Below are 15,518 nucleotides of genomic sequence, written 5' to 3'. Positions count from 1 at the left end.
AAGTACCCTTTTGTGTTTCACGCCAGAAATGAGATAATATGTGTATAAAGTATGGCGGTGCATATACCGTTCAAGGGGGAGCTACGTATGAAGATTACTTTTATTGAACCGACTCCAAGTCCAAATACGATGAAGCTTCATTTGGACGAAAGTCTGGAACCTGGAATTCGCAGAACCTATACACCAGAAAGTGAACGTTCCGCACCGGCCTGGGCACGCGAAATGTTAACGATACCGGGCGTTATTAGCATCTATCACGCTGCTGACTTTGCAGCGCTCGAACGCAAGGGCAATGCGGATTGGGCAGCGATTCTAAGAGAAGTCCAGAACCGCTTCGGCAACAGCGAAGGCTTAAATGACGATTGGAATCTTGCCGATGAGAACGCTGGCGCTCATTTCGGCGAAGCTCAAGTCTTCGTCCAGATGTTCCGCGGAATTCCGCTGCAAATCCGCGTTAAGACCGGCGCGAATGAAGAGCGCATCTCCTTAGCAAACCGCTTCACGAAGGCGGTTATGGATGTGGCTAGCGCCGTGATGATTAAAGAGCGTAAGCTCACTGATTACGGCGTGCGTTATGGCGAGCCCGCGGAGATTGCACGCGAGGTGGAGCAAGAGGTCGAAGCGGCGTATCCGCAGGAACGCCTCGACTCTCTCGTGCAGCAAGCCATTGCGCACGGCGCCGAAGGCGAGTTCGTCGAGCAGAGACGAACCCGCAGTCAGGATGAGCTGCTGCGAGACCTGAAGCATGAGGATTGGCGCGTGCGCTACGCCGCGCTGGAGGATCTTACGCCGACGGCGGAGCTCCTGCCGGAGCTTAAGGCGGCGCTGCACGATCCCAAGCTGCATATTCGCAGGCTTGCGGTCGTGTATCTAGGCGACCTTCGCACGCCTGAAGCGATGGAGCTGCTCTATGAGGCGATGGCAGACAGCGCGCCAGCCGTGAGACGTACGGCAGGCGATACGCTGTCCGACATCGGCGATCCTGCCGCCACGCCAGTGATGACGGCAGCACTGACAGATAAGAGCAAGCTTGTCCGCTGGCGCGCAGCTCGTTTCCTCTATGAGGTGGGCACATCCGATGCCCAAGAAGCGCTGTCGGTTGCGGCGGAAGATCCGGAATTCGAGGTTGGACTTCAGGCCAAAATGGCTTTGGAACGTATCGCTTCCGGTGAAGCAGCGGCGGGTACCGTTTGGCAGCAAATGTCAGAGCGTCGTCGCAGCTAACATTCCCTACCGGATTTTGTCATTGCTTGACTTGCGAACTTGCTTTATACTAATTCCTGTTGTTTATAAATGAATGAAGTAAAGATAGCCTCGTCATACTAAGATGAGGTAGAGGTCGCGGATATAAAGAGTACGCGCGTGGAGACGTTAGAGCCGTCTATGAATCGCGTCGAAAGGAATATCTGCCGAAGTCTGCACTGTCGCTCTTACAGCGGTGCAGGCTGGGGCCGTTGCCGAAAGGCACGGAACTGTCACATTGTATAACCTGCATAGCAGCAGGTCATAATGTGTTGCGCTATCTTCACAGGGAGTATGATGCGGAGCTGTATAGATGGAAACCGCAGATATAGTCTGCGGTTTCTTTGCGTTTACAGAATTTGTATATTTAGTGTTTGTCCATAACCTTATGGAGACCACCAAATACACTCTCCCGCTCTGCGGGAGGAAGCAGCTCAGCACTCCCCGTTCATGAATTGAAAGATTAGATCATAAGGAGTGTCAAATCATGCAGGGCAAGCAGCAAAATCTAGCACAAGGCAACGTAGGTAACCCGCCTGAGCTAAAAAAATCATTTAAAGCAAGGCATTTGACCATGATTGCGCTTGGAGGATCTATTGGTACTGGACTCTTCCTGGCCAGTGGTGGCGCTATCGCTTCAGCCGGACCCGGTGGAGCACTTCTAGCCTATACGGCTGTTGGTGTTATGGTTTATTTCCTCATGACCAGTCTGGGAGAGCTCGCTACCTATTTGCCGGATTCGGGCTCATTCAGCACTTACGGCACGCGTTTCGTCAGCCCCGCTTTTGGGTTCGCCATCGGCTGGAACTTCTGGTATAACTGGGCGGTTACGATTGCAGCAGAATTGTCTGCCGCCACCGTCATTATTAAATATTGGTTCCCGGACAGTCCCTCCTTTCTCTGGAGTCTCGTGTTCCTGCTGCTGATGTTCGGTCTTAATTTCCTATCTGCTCGTGGATACGGAGAATCAGAATATTGGTTTGCCATTATCAAAATTATTACTGTTATCGCCTTCCTTATTGTCGGAGTTTTGATGATTTTCGGAATCATGGGCGGAAAAGCCGTAGGCTTCAGCAATTTCCAGATCGGGGGCAGCTCGTTCCACGGTGGCTTCTTCGCTTTCGTCGGTGTCTTTATGGCTGCGGGATTCTCCTTCCAAGGCACCGAGCTAATCGGTGTTGCAGCAGGTGAGAGTGAGAACCCTCGCCGTAACGTACCTATTGCTATTCGCCAAGTCTTCTGGCGTATATTAATCTTTTATATCCTCGCTATACTAGTAATCGGAATGCTGATTCCTTACACGAATCCAGATCTGCTGCGCGGTGGTATTGATGATATCGGAGTCAGTCCGTTTACGATCGTATTTAATAAAGCAGGACTTGCTATTGCCGCATCCGTCATGAATGCTGTCATTCTCAGCTCCGTATTGTCAGCCGGGAACTCGGGAATGTACGCCTCCACCCGCGTCCTGTACGCTATGGCTAAGGATGGAATGGCTCCACGTGCTCTAGGCAAGCTTAATCGCCGCGGTGTTCCTGTTGGCGCTTTGCTCGTGACCACAGCCGTTGGTATGTTAGCCTTTTTAGCATCATTCTTTGGTGACGGTGCTGTATACAACTGGTTGCTTAATGCTTCCGGTATGTGTGGATTTATTAACTGGCTCGGCATCGCTGTCTGCCATTATCGTTTCAGACGCGCCTTTATAGCTCAAGGTCATTCCCTTGATGAGCTGCCTTACCGGGCTAGATGGTTCCCGTTTGGGCCTATATTTGCCTTAGTACTTTGTACGGTAGCCATCCTTGGCCAGAATATGGGTGCCTTCTCAGGTGGAAACATCGACTGGTACGGTATTGCCGTTTCCTATATCAGCCTGCCATTATTCGTCTTGATTTGGGCCGGCTATCGCTTCTTCCGCAAGAGTAATATTATTCCTTTGGATAAATGCGATCTTAGTACTCACCCAGAATAAATAGACTCCTCAAAAAGGGATATCCAGAAGCCTGAAAGGCTGCGGGATATCCCTTTTTATATAAATCAATCTAGTATATTCAACTCCTGATTTTACTTAGCCCTTTGCCTATTCCCAAGTCACATACACTTTTAGATCACCCGTATTATCAAAAGAAGTGCTAGAATAAGACACTTCCTCTAGTCCAAGTTTATATAACTCCTGTAGATCATTCTTCAGCTGGGTTCCACTACCGTGATAACGGAATAATAAAGATCCCTCTCCTGAAGCGACAGCCTTATTCGCCAGCTGAATTAAATCTGCTGCTGAACGTACAATCCGTTCCTCGGCATACAGCTCATAATTAAGGTCCTTCTGAAGCTGCTTATACACCCCGGCGTTCTGTCCTCCACGCTCTACAAGTGCTGACAAGGTCTTATAATAGGCCACCGAAGCTGCCGGATAAGACTTCGTCCAGCTATGGTCCTGACGCATTTGTGCATCCGTCTTCAAGTAATACGCGGTGCTTACCACGCCGGCTTTATCAGGTGTCGGGTCATCCCAAGTTGTGTCGAGATGATACCATCTCCCTTCGAGCAGCACTAGATTCCAAGCATGAGACTGGCTGCGTCCTCCCGGCTGTTTTGCAGTGCCCTCGACGATTTTATTACTGAATCCCGCTTCCTTGAGCAGCTTATAGGTCAACAGCGAATACCCTTGGCAAACGGCACTGCCACTCTTCAGGCCTTCATAAGCCGTATATTTACGATAAGAGGTATCATACTTCAGACGCAGCACCACCCAGTCGTGGATAGCCTTAACCTTCTGATGATTATTCATACCCGGTGTAATGATCTTCTTGAGCGTTGCCTTTACTTCTTTGTTCACAAAAGCGGTCTGCTCCAGCGTTTCCAAGTATTTCACTTCTACCGTAACCTTTACAGAACTTTTGCTCCCTCGATAAGTGTATCCGTAGCTGTCTATGATGTAATACAAATAGGGATCGCTATTCATCGCTTGATCTAGACCCGTTTGTATCTGTGTTTTTAAATTCGAGGTTTTCCCCTCATAAGTAAAAGTGATAGTCTCTCTACGATTATTCATCGCACCGGTTAGCTTCTGGGCAATTTCACTCACAGAACGAACGGTCGGTGAAGTCGTGGCCGCATAAGCATGCCCCCAGGTCCAATACAATGTCGGGGGAATGGCTGCGCAAATAATCACTCCTCCAAGAATGACTTTTGCCAACGTGAAGCGTTTTTTCCACATAATTATTCTGATCCTCCGGCTCCTACAGACTTATTCAAAACCCTCCATTTAATAGATAATGAAGACTTGGGCAAAAAAAGACTGTTCTCTGTAGAATAATTCTACTCTGAGAACAGCCTCTAAGCCAGATCAATATGAATTATTTCTTTAGGGGTGTAATGATATAGGTCTCTCCTATTACTGTTTCAAATTCCAGCCCCGCTCCTTCAATCTGTGTACCATCCGGTTTTTGAATGAGCAAAGGCTGGTGTTGAACAATTCTGCAGGATCGGCCATGAGTCGAGGTAACCTCTGCCCTAGTTAAACAGCCCCCGCTCCATTCTATAGTCATGACAAAGCCACCACGTGCCACCAACCCTTTCACGCTGCCTTCAGACCATTCCTCTGGAAGAGCAGGTAATAGTTCCAGACCCTCCTGATGACTCTGCAAAAGCATTTCTGCTATTCCGGCTGTAGTGCCGAAGTTTCCATCAATCTGAAACGGAGGATGATTTCCGAACAGGTTCGGCAAACTGGAATCTTGCAAAATGCGACGTAGACAGCTAACCGCACTCTCGCCATCCTTCAGACGCGCATAAAGATTAAGCAACCATGCTGCGCTCCAGCCTGTATGGCCACCTCCATGTTCTATACGTTTCTTCAGTGTTAAGGCTGCCGCCTCCGCTAGCTCTGGTGTGGAGGAAGGGCTAATTACGTTCCCAGGGTACAGGTCATACAAATGAGAAACATGACGATGCCCAGGCTCTTGTTCAGCAAAATCCTCATTCCATTCGCGGACAGTTCCGTCCGGTGCGATCCCTTGGTGGGCAAGCTGTTTCTGTTTCTGCATAAGCTCCTGACGCAGCTCTACATCGGTATTTAAAATATCAGCAGCCTGAATGCAGTGCTTGAACAACTCAGCGATAAGCGATAAATCCATAGCTGAGCCAGCCGAGACACTGCATGGTGTGCCGTCAGCAGTCAGAAATACATTCTCTGGCGAGGTAGACAAACCTGTCGTCCATCTTCCATCAGGCAGCTCTACTAGCCAATCCAGACAAAACAATGCGGCTCCCTTTAGTATGGGATAAGCTGTGCGCAAATAGTCCTCATCTGGACGAAAAGCGTAACGCTCCCATAGATGGCGAGAGAGCCATACCCCGCCCATCGGCCAAAAAGCCCACATCGCCTTACCGTCTGATGGAGAAGTCATCCGCCACAAATCGGTATTATGGTGTACTGTCCAGCCACGTGCGGCATAATGAATATTCGCTGTACGGCTGCCAGCCACGCTAAGCTCCGTGATAAAATCTATCAAAGGTTCATGGCATTCGCCCAATCCGCATAACTCGGCTGGCCAATAATTCATTTCGGTGTTGATATTTGTCGTATAATTGCTGTTCCATGGTGGCTGAATATAGGGATTCCAAATGCCCTGCAGATTCAGGGCTTGCGTCCCCGGCCGTGAGCCAGCAATCATCAGGTAGCGGCCATACTGGAACAGCAACGCTTCCAGTTCAGGATCTGCCTGTCCTTCGCGGTATTGTACCAGGCGCTCATCAGTCGGAAGCTCTCCTCGGGAAGCAGCAGATGCAAGCGTCAACTCCACACGGTGGAACAAGGATTGATGATCCTCTAAGTGGCGCTGCTTAAGCTCTGCGTATCCTTTAGAGGCTGAAGCTAACTGCACTAGGCACAACTCCGCTGGCAGCTTGCCACCGCTTCCCGGCATCCGGTCATACCCGGCATAATCGGTTGCCGCAGCCAGACGAAGGGTAATGGAGTGCGCGCCAGAAATCAACAGCGAGCCGTTCTCCGCTACACAAGTCCCACCTTCCGTCTGGATCTCCATAACCGCAGCAAAACTTATGCCAAGCCCCTCTTCATATAATACGGCACGCGGGTGATCCCCTACGTAGTTATCAGCCACATGCGACGGGGCACGGCCAGTCATAATCAGCATGCCATCCGGAGTAATCTCCGAGTTGAAAGGATGTGGTGATGCCAGATCCGCCCAGAAATCTGGCAGAGTAGCTTGGCCCTCCCCCCCCTCAGCACGGATATGAAGAGCTATAATGTCATCCGGTCTGCTGGCCAATACTTCACGTACGATCCTTACACCACCAGCAGTATAGGTTACCGTAGCCAACGCCTGATCCAGATCAAGCTCTCTCCGGTAATCCTCTACAGGACCTGCAAAATTAAACTTCAATCGCAAATCTCCAAGCGGTTGATAGGATTCCGTCCGGCTGCCTAACATTTTGGCGTCCACCAGTGCTTCTGCTTCCTTGTATTTCCCCTCTACAACTAGCTGTTTAGCTGGAGCCAAATGCCGCAGTGCCTCATAGTTGGCTTTATCCCGCGGGAAACCTGACCATAGAGTGTCTTCATTTAATTGAATCCGTTCTTCTTCGATTCCACCAAAGACCATGCCGCCCAGCCTCCCGTTACCTACGGGCAGCGCTTCTTCCCATCCAGCCGCCGGCTGCTTGTACCATAACTCATGCCGTCCGGAGTTCTTGCTCTCTCCCATGTATATTCCTCCTGTCCTGTTATTACCGGTGAAAAGCAATCAGCGGGAGGCCCGGACTTTCGTTCGGACTTCCCGCCATCTTCATGCTTTTATTAGATTAGACGAAATTTAATAATTAATCATTCCAAAGTTTCACGCGTTGTTTAACCAGCTCTTCACGCAAATCTTCAGCTTTCGTTACACCAGCTTTATCAAGCTCAGCCATGTAAGCATCCCAAACTTTATCGAAATCAGCTGGTTTAGACAAGATTGCTTCTGGGATCCGTTTCCAACTGATATCCTTCAGCTTGTTGTCAAGAACGACAATTTCGCTATCCCCAGGAATCGTGATATTCCATGCCGCGCCCCAAGGTTTAACTTTGAACTCATCTTCACTTGGGAAGAGGTCTTTCCAAGTTGTTGCTTTGTAAGCAGCAAGTGTTTCTTTTTCAACCGCATTGTAACCTACGGTTACTTGCTCAGGGAAACGAGTTGTGTAGTAGTTACCAGATGGATCCAATACACCGTCGCCATAGTGAGCGCTCAGCAATGCATAGTTTGATCCGACATTACCCAAACCAGTTTCTTTTTGGAAGTTGGTAGTGTCATTATATTTACGGTCGTTCACATCTTCAGGAATGACACGTTTGCCATCAACAACATTGTAGTGTTTGCCTTCAATCCCCCAGTTAACCAATACTTGACCTTCGTCGGAAGCTAGGTAGTCCAGGAATTTAATCGCACGAACTGGATCTTTAGCATCTACGCTGATCCCAATTCCGTTACCACCCATGAAGCCTGTAGGCCAGAAGGAGGTTTCTTTGTACTCCTCAGACAAGGTTACAGGATAGTGTCCATAGCCTTGATCCAGCTTGCCTTCAGCTTTCAATGCTCTTTCTCCATCGCCATAACCCCAGTCTTGGTCAATCAAACCAATAACGCGGCCGGTAGCGATTTTAGCTTTGTACTGATCATACTTTTGAACGAAACTTTCTGGATCAAGCAATCCGATATCGTTCATGTGGTTGAGCCAGCGGAAATATTCTTTTTCAGCCGGACGACGGAAGTGATAAGTTACTTCTTGGGTGTCGATATCAATCGCATATTCACCATCGTCAGGAGAACCAGTAGTAATAAATGCTGGGTTAGTTACTGTAATGTACATGTACCAATCATCTGCATTCAGAGTCAGGCCGATGTTTTTATTACCATTTTCATCCGTAGGATGTTTTTCCAGGTAAGCCTTGATTACGTTCTCATAATCTTGAACAGTTTTGATTGCAGGATATCCAGCTTCTTTAACAGCACGGTGCTGTAGTTCAAATCCGCCACCAGCATCAAAATATTTGTTGTCCACACCTGCATAGGTAGGGATGGCATAAATCGCATGATCATCGTCACTGTAACGTGAACGTTTCATGCCTTCTTCGCCCAATACTTTTTTGATATTCGGAGCATATTTTTCAATCAGGTCTGTTAGATCAAGCATTGCGCCTGCATCTACCAGCTTGCTGACATCAGTCTTAGCACTGATCAAATCCGGATATTCGCCGCTCGCTGCGATCAAGGCTACTTTTTGTTGAGGATCACCAACTGCATATTCAGCATTTAGGGTTACTCCCGTTTTTTCCGTAATCACTTTACCAACTTCATCTTGCATACCTGTCCAGTTCGGGTTAGGGTCTGCACTGAAGAAGGTCATCGTGAGCGGGGAAATATCCTCAGCCGCATTGGTCGCATTTCCAGCATTAGTTGCGTTGCCGCCTGTATTTCCAGCTGCAGCATTACCATTGTTGCCATTGTTACCGCCGCAGCCTGCAAGCACACCGAGCAGCATAATAGAAGTGAGCGTTAATGCCGTAGCTTTGGCTTTTATCTTTCTATTACTTCCCATTAAATAAACCCTCCTTAAAATTGTTTATCTATCGTATCACAGGTGAAGACCTGTTAATACTTTACCCAGCTTGCCAAAAGAAAACGGATACACAATAGGTTTTAAGCATAGGGGAGACTAAGCTCCCCCGTTAAACTGTGATTAGCTCTTCACAGCACCAAGTGTCATACCTTTAACAAAATACTTCTGAATGAACGGATAAACCAACAGGATCGGTACGGTTACGACAATCGTAATCGCCATTTTGAGCGACTCCGGCGAGACCTGATTGGAAGCCAGCGAAGCAATGTTGGAGCGGTAGTCGCCTCCGTTACCACTGGTTGTGGTCTGTAGAACCTTCATCAATTCATATTGCAATGTGGTCAAGTTAGGGCTTGAACCATTGTACAGATAAGTATCAAACCAAGCATTCCATTGACCTACTGCTAGGAACAGCGCGATCGTTGCTAGCGCTGGCTTCATCAATGGCAGAATAACGCGGAAGTAGATAGTAAAGTCATTGGCTCCATCCAGCTTCGCCGATTCCTGCAGCGCATACGGCAGGCCGTCGATGAAGGAACGGATAACGAAGACGTTAAAGGCACTAACCAGTCCAGGCAATACATAGACTGCAAAGCTGTTCATCATATGCAGATCCTTGATCAGCATATAGATTGGAATCATTCCTCCTGAGATATACATGGTCATTGCCAAGAATGTGGAGACAAACTTGCGACCTGCAAAGTCAGGGCGGCTGATCGTAAACGCCAGCATCGAGGCACTGATCAGTCCGAACAAAGTACCGATAATTGTCCGCAAAGCGGATATTTTAAACCCGGTGATTAATCCGGAGAAAGTGAAGATCTTTAGGTAATTGTCCCAGGTAAAATCCCGGGGATAGATGGTCACTCCACCGCGCACACTGTCCACTGAATCATTCAGAGAGATGGCAAGCACGTTCAAAAACGGATAAATCGTGATTACAACCACGAACAGTACTACAAAATATACAAAGAAATCAAAGATCCGGTCTGACCATGACTTTCCGGTGATAGCTGAATTTCCCACTGTAACGCTCTCCTTTCATGAAAAGGGCAATTTACTGCCACGATTGGGTAGAAGGGCCTTCTGTGCTACAGAAGGCTCTCTTTTGTTGTACGTTTGAAGATTCCATTAATCGTAAACAGTAGAATTACACTGATCACTGAGTTGAATATATTGATCGCAGTACCGTAGGAATATCTCGCCATGCCCAGTCCGTATTTCAGTGAATACAAGTCTAGCACTTGAGAATAGTCGGTAACGAGGTTGTTTCCGAGCAAGAATTGCTTCTCAAAGCCGATATTGAGCAAATTACCCACCGACATAATGAGTAGTACAGTAATTGTTGGGCGAATACCCGGAAGTGTAATATGCCATACCTGACGAAGCCTGCTGGCACCGTCTACCCGGGCCGCTTCGTACAATTCAGGCCCAATACCTGCGATAGCTGCAAGGTAGATGATGGCGTTCCATCCGGTCTCTTTCCAGACATCCGATAAGGTAACGATTCCCCAGAAGAGATGGCCCTGGGCCATAAACTGGATAGGTGCGTCTATGAATCCTATTCCTAACAAGATATCGTTTACAAGACCATTTTCACCAGATAACATTTTAGTTACAATCCCCGCTGCAACCACCCATGATACAAAGTGGGGCAAATACGAGACTGTTTGAGCAAATCTTTTAAAGAAGCCAAGACGCACTTCATTGAGCAATATTGCAAACGTTATTGGAAAGATAAATCCTGCGACTAAGCCCATTCCACTCATCGCCAGCGTATTACGCAGCGCCAGAAGGAATTGCGAGTCACTGAACAGTGTCTTAAAGTGTTCAAAACCTACCCATTCTTGTTCAAAAAAGCCACGTGCGGGCTTGTACTTTTGAAAAGCCATCGTCCAGCCCCATAACGGGAGATAACTGAAGACGAATGCCCAGATCACAAAAGGTATCGACATCATCCATAAGTACTTTTGATTCTTAAAGCTTCTCCAAAACCGTCCTCCTGAAGCAGGCTTTTTGTTGCGTGTTCGGGTATCCGGCGGGATTTGAGAAGTTACTGTGTCCGCTTTCATAAAGCCCCTCCTCTCTATGTCTATATTCTAAATCTCTGTAAGCGATTGCAGTACCCTATAAATTCGACCTAAAATCAGGTGAAAATTAGAGATTTAGAGCCCAAATAAAGCGGATACATCGTTGAAAACACTGAAAACAAACATGAATTTACTGAAAATATAATCAAGTGAAATTATTTGATTTCATAAATCGATACGATACTTAATCCCCTGTCTATTTCACACAATTAATACTTCATCCAATAATTAAAAAACGCCCCGAGCTAACGTTCTATAAGTGAACGTGGCCGGAAGCGAAGGCGCGGACTGAAATGACCCTATTTAAGCAAATTGCACATCTTATTGGGTTAGGCGGACTATAAAGACCTTATTCACTTAAAAAACCACCTTTTGGAGAACATTTGCAGCTAATAACGTACATGGAGTCCGATAAATCGAAATTGGACTCGAAATAGCCCAAATAACGACTCTGGAGTCCGTCATACCCGCGAATGAAAACTATAATATGCTCTCAGATGAGGCGTAACAAGTATACCCGTAACCCCTGCCCTGCTCCTCAACGAAAACCTCCGTATGGTTCAATTAAAATTAATTACTTTAATATCATCTTAGCTAGAAAATATTACCTGATACATCAGTACTTCAACTATTTCAGATACATATTCCTTATACGCACATGCCGAGTCGACATTATCTGTTGTACCTGCAATTTCTTTTCCTAAAGGAGGGTAATAGGAGAGCAATGAAAAACAAAAACATCAAGATATTATTATTGATTATTGCTGCAGTATTATTGACACTAAATTTATTTCAATTCAATAACAACGTAAGTCATAACAGATTAATGGATAGACTGGACCTGAATCTGACATCAGAACTCGACGGTCTAAGAGTGGAATTAGAACGATCCTCAACACCAAGCATTCTTGCTGTAGAGCAAGCGAGTAAAGTTGCTGCCCTTTCGACGTATTCAACATTAGGGTTCGATTATGGATATACCTTGGAAACCAGAATACATGACAAATATGTACAAAATGAACCTTATAAAGAGATGGATCAAATTCAAGAGTTACTTCTTGCCCTTCTAAAGGACCCTGCAAATCAAGAATTGCAACAAAGATTAGATTTATTATTAGTGAAGTAGCTTTAATGTAAGAAAAAAAGCCACAGCTAAAGCTCAGGTTATACCTGAACTGCAACTGTGGCTTTTTGGGCTTCTATTTTAGATGTTTTTGCGAAAAGAACTTGGGGAGAGTCCTACATATTTACGGAACTTGGCGTTGAAGTAATCGGGGTTCATGTACCCAACTTTCTCGGCCACCTCATATACTTTCATGCCTTGCGCGAGGAATTGCTTCGCCTTCTCAATCCGCACTTTGTCCACATACGTATTGAAGTATTCCCCGGTAGTGTTCTTGAACATTTTACCTAGATATGCGCTGTTGTAATTAAATAACTCAGATAAGGTCTCAAGCTTAAGGTTCTCATTGTAACGGCGGTTGATTAGCTCCGTAATTTTTTTGATCTCATTCCCTTTGCTGCCACTGGACATTTGATCGGCGATCTCCGCCATGAAATTGACGGCCTGCTCTTGCAGGTCTGCCAGGTAATGACTATGGTAGAGCTCACCGATCGGCGGGGAATGCTTAGCGGCATTGCTGCGAATCTCTGGATAGACCGGTTCGAGACGGGCCAACACCGTACTGAGAATCCGCACAAATGTATCTTTGATCTGCTGCTCCTCACTGCCCGCAGCCAGTAGCTCCGCACAGATCGTATCCACCAGCGGTTCAATGGCCGCGCGGCTTCCGGTTTCAACAGCAAGCATTAGGCGGCTCTCCGCATCCTGCCCTTCTTCGGTGTACGCCTCCGCCACTCCAGGAAACAACATACCGGAGAGATCGGCGCTGATCAGAATCCCTTTGCGGTAAAAGAATGCCCGGCGCAGCAGTTCACGCGCCACTTGAAAAGACTGTGCCGCCTCTTCTGGTCCAGCTACAGGGCCTCCCGTTGCTGCGCTGAAGTTGTATCCCTCGCGGCAAATTAAGGAAGCAAGCTCTTCCATCAGCCGCTCCTGTTCCTGCTTTCCTGGCAGCGGCTCTTGCAGCAGGAATCCAATATATGGCGGCATCGTGAAAAACATCCGCTCTTCACTGCTGCCAAAATACTGTTCTACCGCGGCCTTAACGGCCCGCTCCCCTTCCTCACTGCCGCCCGCAGGCGCGAGTAATTCGAGTAGGATCACTTCGACATGGTCTGATTTAAGACCCAGTGCTGCCGCCTGCTTAGCAGGATCATTCTCCCCCTCCTCCGCTGTTGAAGGCTGCAGCAATGTACGCAGCAGGCTTTCGCGATTACGGGCAGGCTCCTCTTCATTCCAGCGGCTAAAGCGATCTTCCTGAGCGATCGTGACTCTGAGTTCCTCCAAATAGTTGATTAGCTCTTCCTCATCCACCGGCTTCAGTAAATAGCCGTCAATGCGGTAAGAAATGGCTCGTTTAGCATACTCAAAATCCGCATGACCACTTAAAATTAGCACATGGCTGGTCGAGCCTTCCTCGCGCAGCTCACCGATTAACTCCAGCCCGTCCATACCAGGCATGCGGATATCCACCACAATCAGTTCCGGATAAAAAATATGATATTTCTCCTGAGCTTGCAAGCCGTTGGCGGCCGTAGCCACCACCGTATACCCTAGCTCTTCCCAAGGGATTAGAGCCCGAAGGCCTTCCCGCAGCTTTGGCTCATCATCAACAATCAATACTTTGATCATAGATTTATGTCCTCCATTGGAATACGAAACGTAATAGATGTTCCTTCATTCATCCGGCTTTCGATATTCAGTCCATATTCAACACCGTAGGATAACTTCAAACGGTCGTGTACATTGCGCAGCCCGATCCGTGCCTCTTCCTGCTCATCACGAACCTCAAGGGTATAACGGATCTGCTCCAGCTTGTCCGGAGTGATCCCGGCTCCATTATCGGTAATGGTAAAGACCGCATGATTCTGCTCACGCTTGATATTCACCGTAACCATTGCTCCATCCATCGTGTTGTCTAACCCATGAATCACCGCATTTTCCACAAGCGGCTGCACAATCAGCGGCGGGATGTAGAGTGATTCGACGGCAGGGTCTACAATAAATTGATATTTCAAACGATCCTCATAACGGAATTGCTGAATATCCAAATAACAACGAACCACTTCAAGCTCCTGGCTAAGCAAAATTTTACTTCGGCCTACCTCCAGATTACTGCGCATCATTTTGCCAAGAAGACGCACTACCCGTGCAATCTCCACTTGCCCTTTCATATGGGCCTCCATACGAATAGATTCCAGCGCATTGAACAAGAAATGAGGATTGATCTGGCTTGCCAGCATTTTAAAACGGATATCATTCTGTTTCTGTTCCAGCAGACTGTTCTGGTCATTAGATTCCTGTACCTCGTACATCAAATCGTTAATACTCCGCACCATAGAATTGAATTGACGAGCTAACAGAGCAATTTCATCTTTACCATCAATTTTTAATGAAGTGTCAAAATCACCCGTACTAACGCGGTTAATATGTCTGCTTAACTGCAATAATCGACGTGAAAATAACGAAGAGAAACTATATATGATTAAAAAGGCCAATAAAACGCTTACGGCAATCACGGTAATCGAAAGCTTAATCACCCGATTAGGTTCTTTGACTATACTATCAATAGAAAAAACAGAAATAATTCGCAGGGCGTTACGGCTGGCTTGTGGTTTAAGTTCTTCTATCACTATTTTGGAGGCTTCACCATCTACTTCTGCCTCATAGCTCCCGCTTCCTTGCCCCAAAAGCTTTGTATCAAAAGAAACATCTGCCAGTTTCTTTCCTGTCCGATCGCTCCGGTTCGCAGCAATGATATTATCCTGATCATCCACGATCATGGTATCAAATGATTCCTGGCTCAGAATTGAGGTTAGCTGGTGACTGTTTACATTAATAACGAGCACGCCAATCTTACTGGAGCCCTCCAGCTCGATTTTGCGGACAAGACTTAAATAATTCCGCTGATCACGCTCATCCTCTATATATTCCCAACCGACGAGGCTATCGTACCGCTGTGCTCTCTGATACCACTGGCTCTCCTTAATGGCAGACGAAGGATTGATCAGCTCCCAGTTGTTAAGCAGCGTAGCATTATCAGTGTATAAACGTATGTTGGATATGTCTTTATATAATCTTAGGTATTCACGCATATCAGTGTAATCCCGATAAGCCTCAACCACATCATAAGTGCTTACATACTGGCGTATGGCGAGTTTTTTCAGCCGGGCATCATTGGACAATCGATACGCTATATCTTGCGATACACCGATGACTTCTTCTGTTCTTTTTTTTACCCGATCTACGTTAATTGAAGCTTGCTCCAGTGCGTTCTCAAACGCCATGGTCCTCATCTCAATCGTAAGATAACCACCTACCAGTAATACCGGTAAAAGTGTAGTCAGTAAAAAAGCAAGCAGCAGCTTATTGCGGATTTTGATGTCATTCAGCACCTTAACAAACCATTGAAACATGGCCTTTCGCCCCCCGAAACCTTC

At 47.0% G+C, this 15,518-nt stretch carries 10 protein-coding genes and 1 riboswitch; of the genes, 3 read left to right on the top strand and 7 right to left on the bottom strand.

The window, feature by feature from the left end:
- Nucleotides 1-87 precede the first annotated feature (87 nt).
- Nucleotides 88-1,224, top strand: coding sequence for a virulence factor (locus MHH63_RS01155; protein ID WP_076128692.1), 1,137 nt, complete (start codon nt 88-90; stop codon nt 1,222-1,224).
- 101 nt (nt 1,225-1,325) lie between these two features.
- A riboswitch (Lysine riboswitch) is annotated at nt 1,326-1,530 on the top strand.
- A 199-nt stretch (nt 1,531-1,729) separates the two neighbouring features.
- Nucleotides 1,730-3,211 (top strand): amino acid permease, encoded by a 1,482-nt coding sequence (locus MHH63_RS01150; RefSeq protein WP_280753546.1) that lies wholly within the window; start codon nt 1,730-1,732, stop codon nt 3,209-3,211.
- Between the two features lie 108 nt (nt 3,212-3,319).
- Here MHH63_RS01150 and MHH63_RS01145 read toward each other — a convergent pair whose 3' ends face one another.
- From MHH63_RS01145 to MHH63_RS01125, 5 genes are all read right to left on the bottom strand, one after another.
- Entirely contained in the window at nt 3,320-4,459 is a 1,140-nt protein-coding gene (locus MHH63_RS01145; RefSeq protein WP_076128696.1) for a transglutaminase domain-containing protein, read from the bottom strand.
- A gap of 139 nt (nt 4,460-4,598) precedes the next feature.
- The gene (locus MHH63_RS01140) at nt 4,599-6,971 is read right to left on the bottom strand and encodes a glycoside hydrolase family 95 protein (protein ID WP_341171135.1); all 2,373 of its coding nucleotides are present in this window, start codon (nt 6,969-6,971) and stop codon (nt 4,599-4,601) included.
- Nucleotides 6,972-7,086: 115 nt separating this feature from the next.
- Nucleotides 7,087-8,844 (bottom strand): ABC transporter substrate-binding protein, encoded by a 1,758-nt coding sequence (locus MHH63_RS01135; RefSeq protein ID WP_080742630.1) that lies wholly within the window; start codon nt 8,842-8,844, stop codon nt 7,087-7,089.
- 141 nt (nt 8,845-8,985) lie between these two features.
- Nucleotides 8,986-9,891 carry a carbohydrate ABC transporter permease gene (locus MHH63_RS01130; RefSeq protein WP_076128700.1) on the bottom strand — a complete coding sequence of 302 codons (906 nt, stop codon included), beginning with the start codon at nt 9,889-9,891 and terminating at the stop codon, nt 8,986-8,988.
- Between the two features lie 65 nt (nt 9,892-9,956).
- A complete protein-coding gene (locus MHH63_RS01125) occupies nt 9,957-10,937 on the bottom strand; it encodes an ABC transporter permease (protein ID WP_076100584.1) in 981 nt (326 codons plus the stop codon).
- 742 nt (nt 10,938-11,679) lie between these two features.
- Here MHH63_RS01125 and MHH63_RS01120 point away from each other — a divergent pair.
- Nucleotides 11,680-12,081 (top strand): hypothetical protein, encoded by a 402-nt coding sequence (locus MHH63_RS01120; RefSeq protein WP_076128704.1) that lies wholly within the window; start codon nt 11,680-11,682, stop codon nt 12,079-12,081.
- A 78-nt stretch (nt 12,082-12,159) separates the two neighbouring features.
- Here MHH63_RS01120 and MHH63_RS01115 read toward each other — a convergent pair whose 3' ends face one another.
- Both MHH63_RS01115 and MHH63_RS01110 read right to left on the bottom strand, forming a co-directional pair.
- Nucleotides 12,160-13,710, bottom strand: a complete 1,551-nt coding sequence (locus MHH63_RS01115; protein ID WP_076128706.1) for a response regulator transcription factor — start codon at nt 13,708-13,710, stop codon at nt 12,160-12,162.
- Nucleotides 13,707-15,494: a sensor histidine kinase gene (locus tag MHH63_RS01110; RefSeq protein ID WP_076128708.1), complete on the bottom strand. Its 1,788-nt coding sequence runs from the start codon at nt 15,492-15,494 to the stop codon at nt 13,707-13,709. The genes MHH63_RS01115 and MHH63_RS01110 overlap by 4 nt, the downstream gene beginning before the upstream one ends.
- Nucleotides 15,495-15,518 lie beyond the last annotated feature (24 nt).

The organism is Paenibacillus sp. FSL H3-0310, from assembly GCF_038002785.1.
Lineage (GTDB): Bacteria > Bacillota > Bacilli > Paenibacillales > Paenibacillaceae > Paenibacillus_AQ > Paenibacillus_AQ odorifer.
This window is presented reverse-complemented; position numbering and strand designations above follow the sequence as displayed.

Excerpts from the sequence above, each read along its gene's own strand:
- MHH63_RS01155 (WP_076128692.1), top strand. The coding sequence starts at position 88 with ATGAAGATTACTTTTATTGAACCGACTCCAAGTCCAAATACGATGAAG.
- MHH63_RS01150 (WP_280753546.1), top strand. The coding sequence starts at position 1,730 with ATGCAGGGCAAGCAGCAAAATCTAGCACAAGGCAACGTAGGTAACCCG.
- MHH63_RS01145 (WP_076128696.1), bottom strand. The coding sequence starts at position 4,459 with ATGTGGAAAAAACGCTTCACGTTGGCAAAAGTCATTCTTGGAGGAGTG.
- MHH63_RS01140 (WP_341171135.1), bottom strand. The coding sequence starts at position 6,971 with ATGGGAGAGAGCAAGAACTCCGGACGGCATGAGTTATGGTACAAGCAG.
- MHH63_RS01135 (WP_080742630.1), bottom strand. The coding sequence starts at position 8,844 with ATGGGAAGTAATAGAAAGATAAAAGCCAAAGCTACGGCATTAACGCTC.
- MHH63_RS01125 (WP_076100584.1), bottom strand. The coding sequence starts at position 10,937 with ATGAAAGCGGACACAGTAACTTCTCAAATCCCGCCGGATACCCGAACA.
- MHH63_RS01120 (WP_076128704.1), top strand. The coding sequence starts at position 11,680 with ATGAAAAACAAAAACATCAAGATATTATTATTGATTATTGCTGCAGTA.
- MHH63_RS01115 (WP_076128706.1), bottom strand. The coding sequence starts at position 13,710 with ATGATCAAAGTATTGATTGTTGATGATGAGCCAAAGCTGCGGGAAGGC.
- MHH63_RS01110 (WP_076128708.1), bottom strand. The coding sequence starts at position 15,494 with ATGTTTCAATGGTTTGTTAAGGTGCTGAATGACATCAAAATCCGCAAT.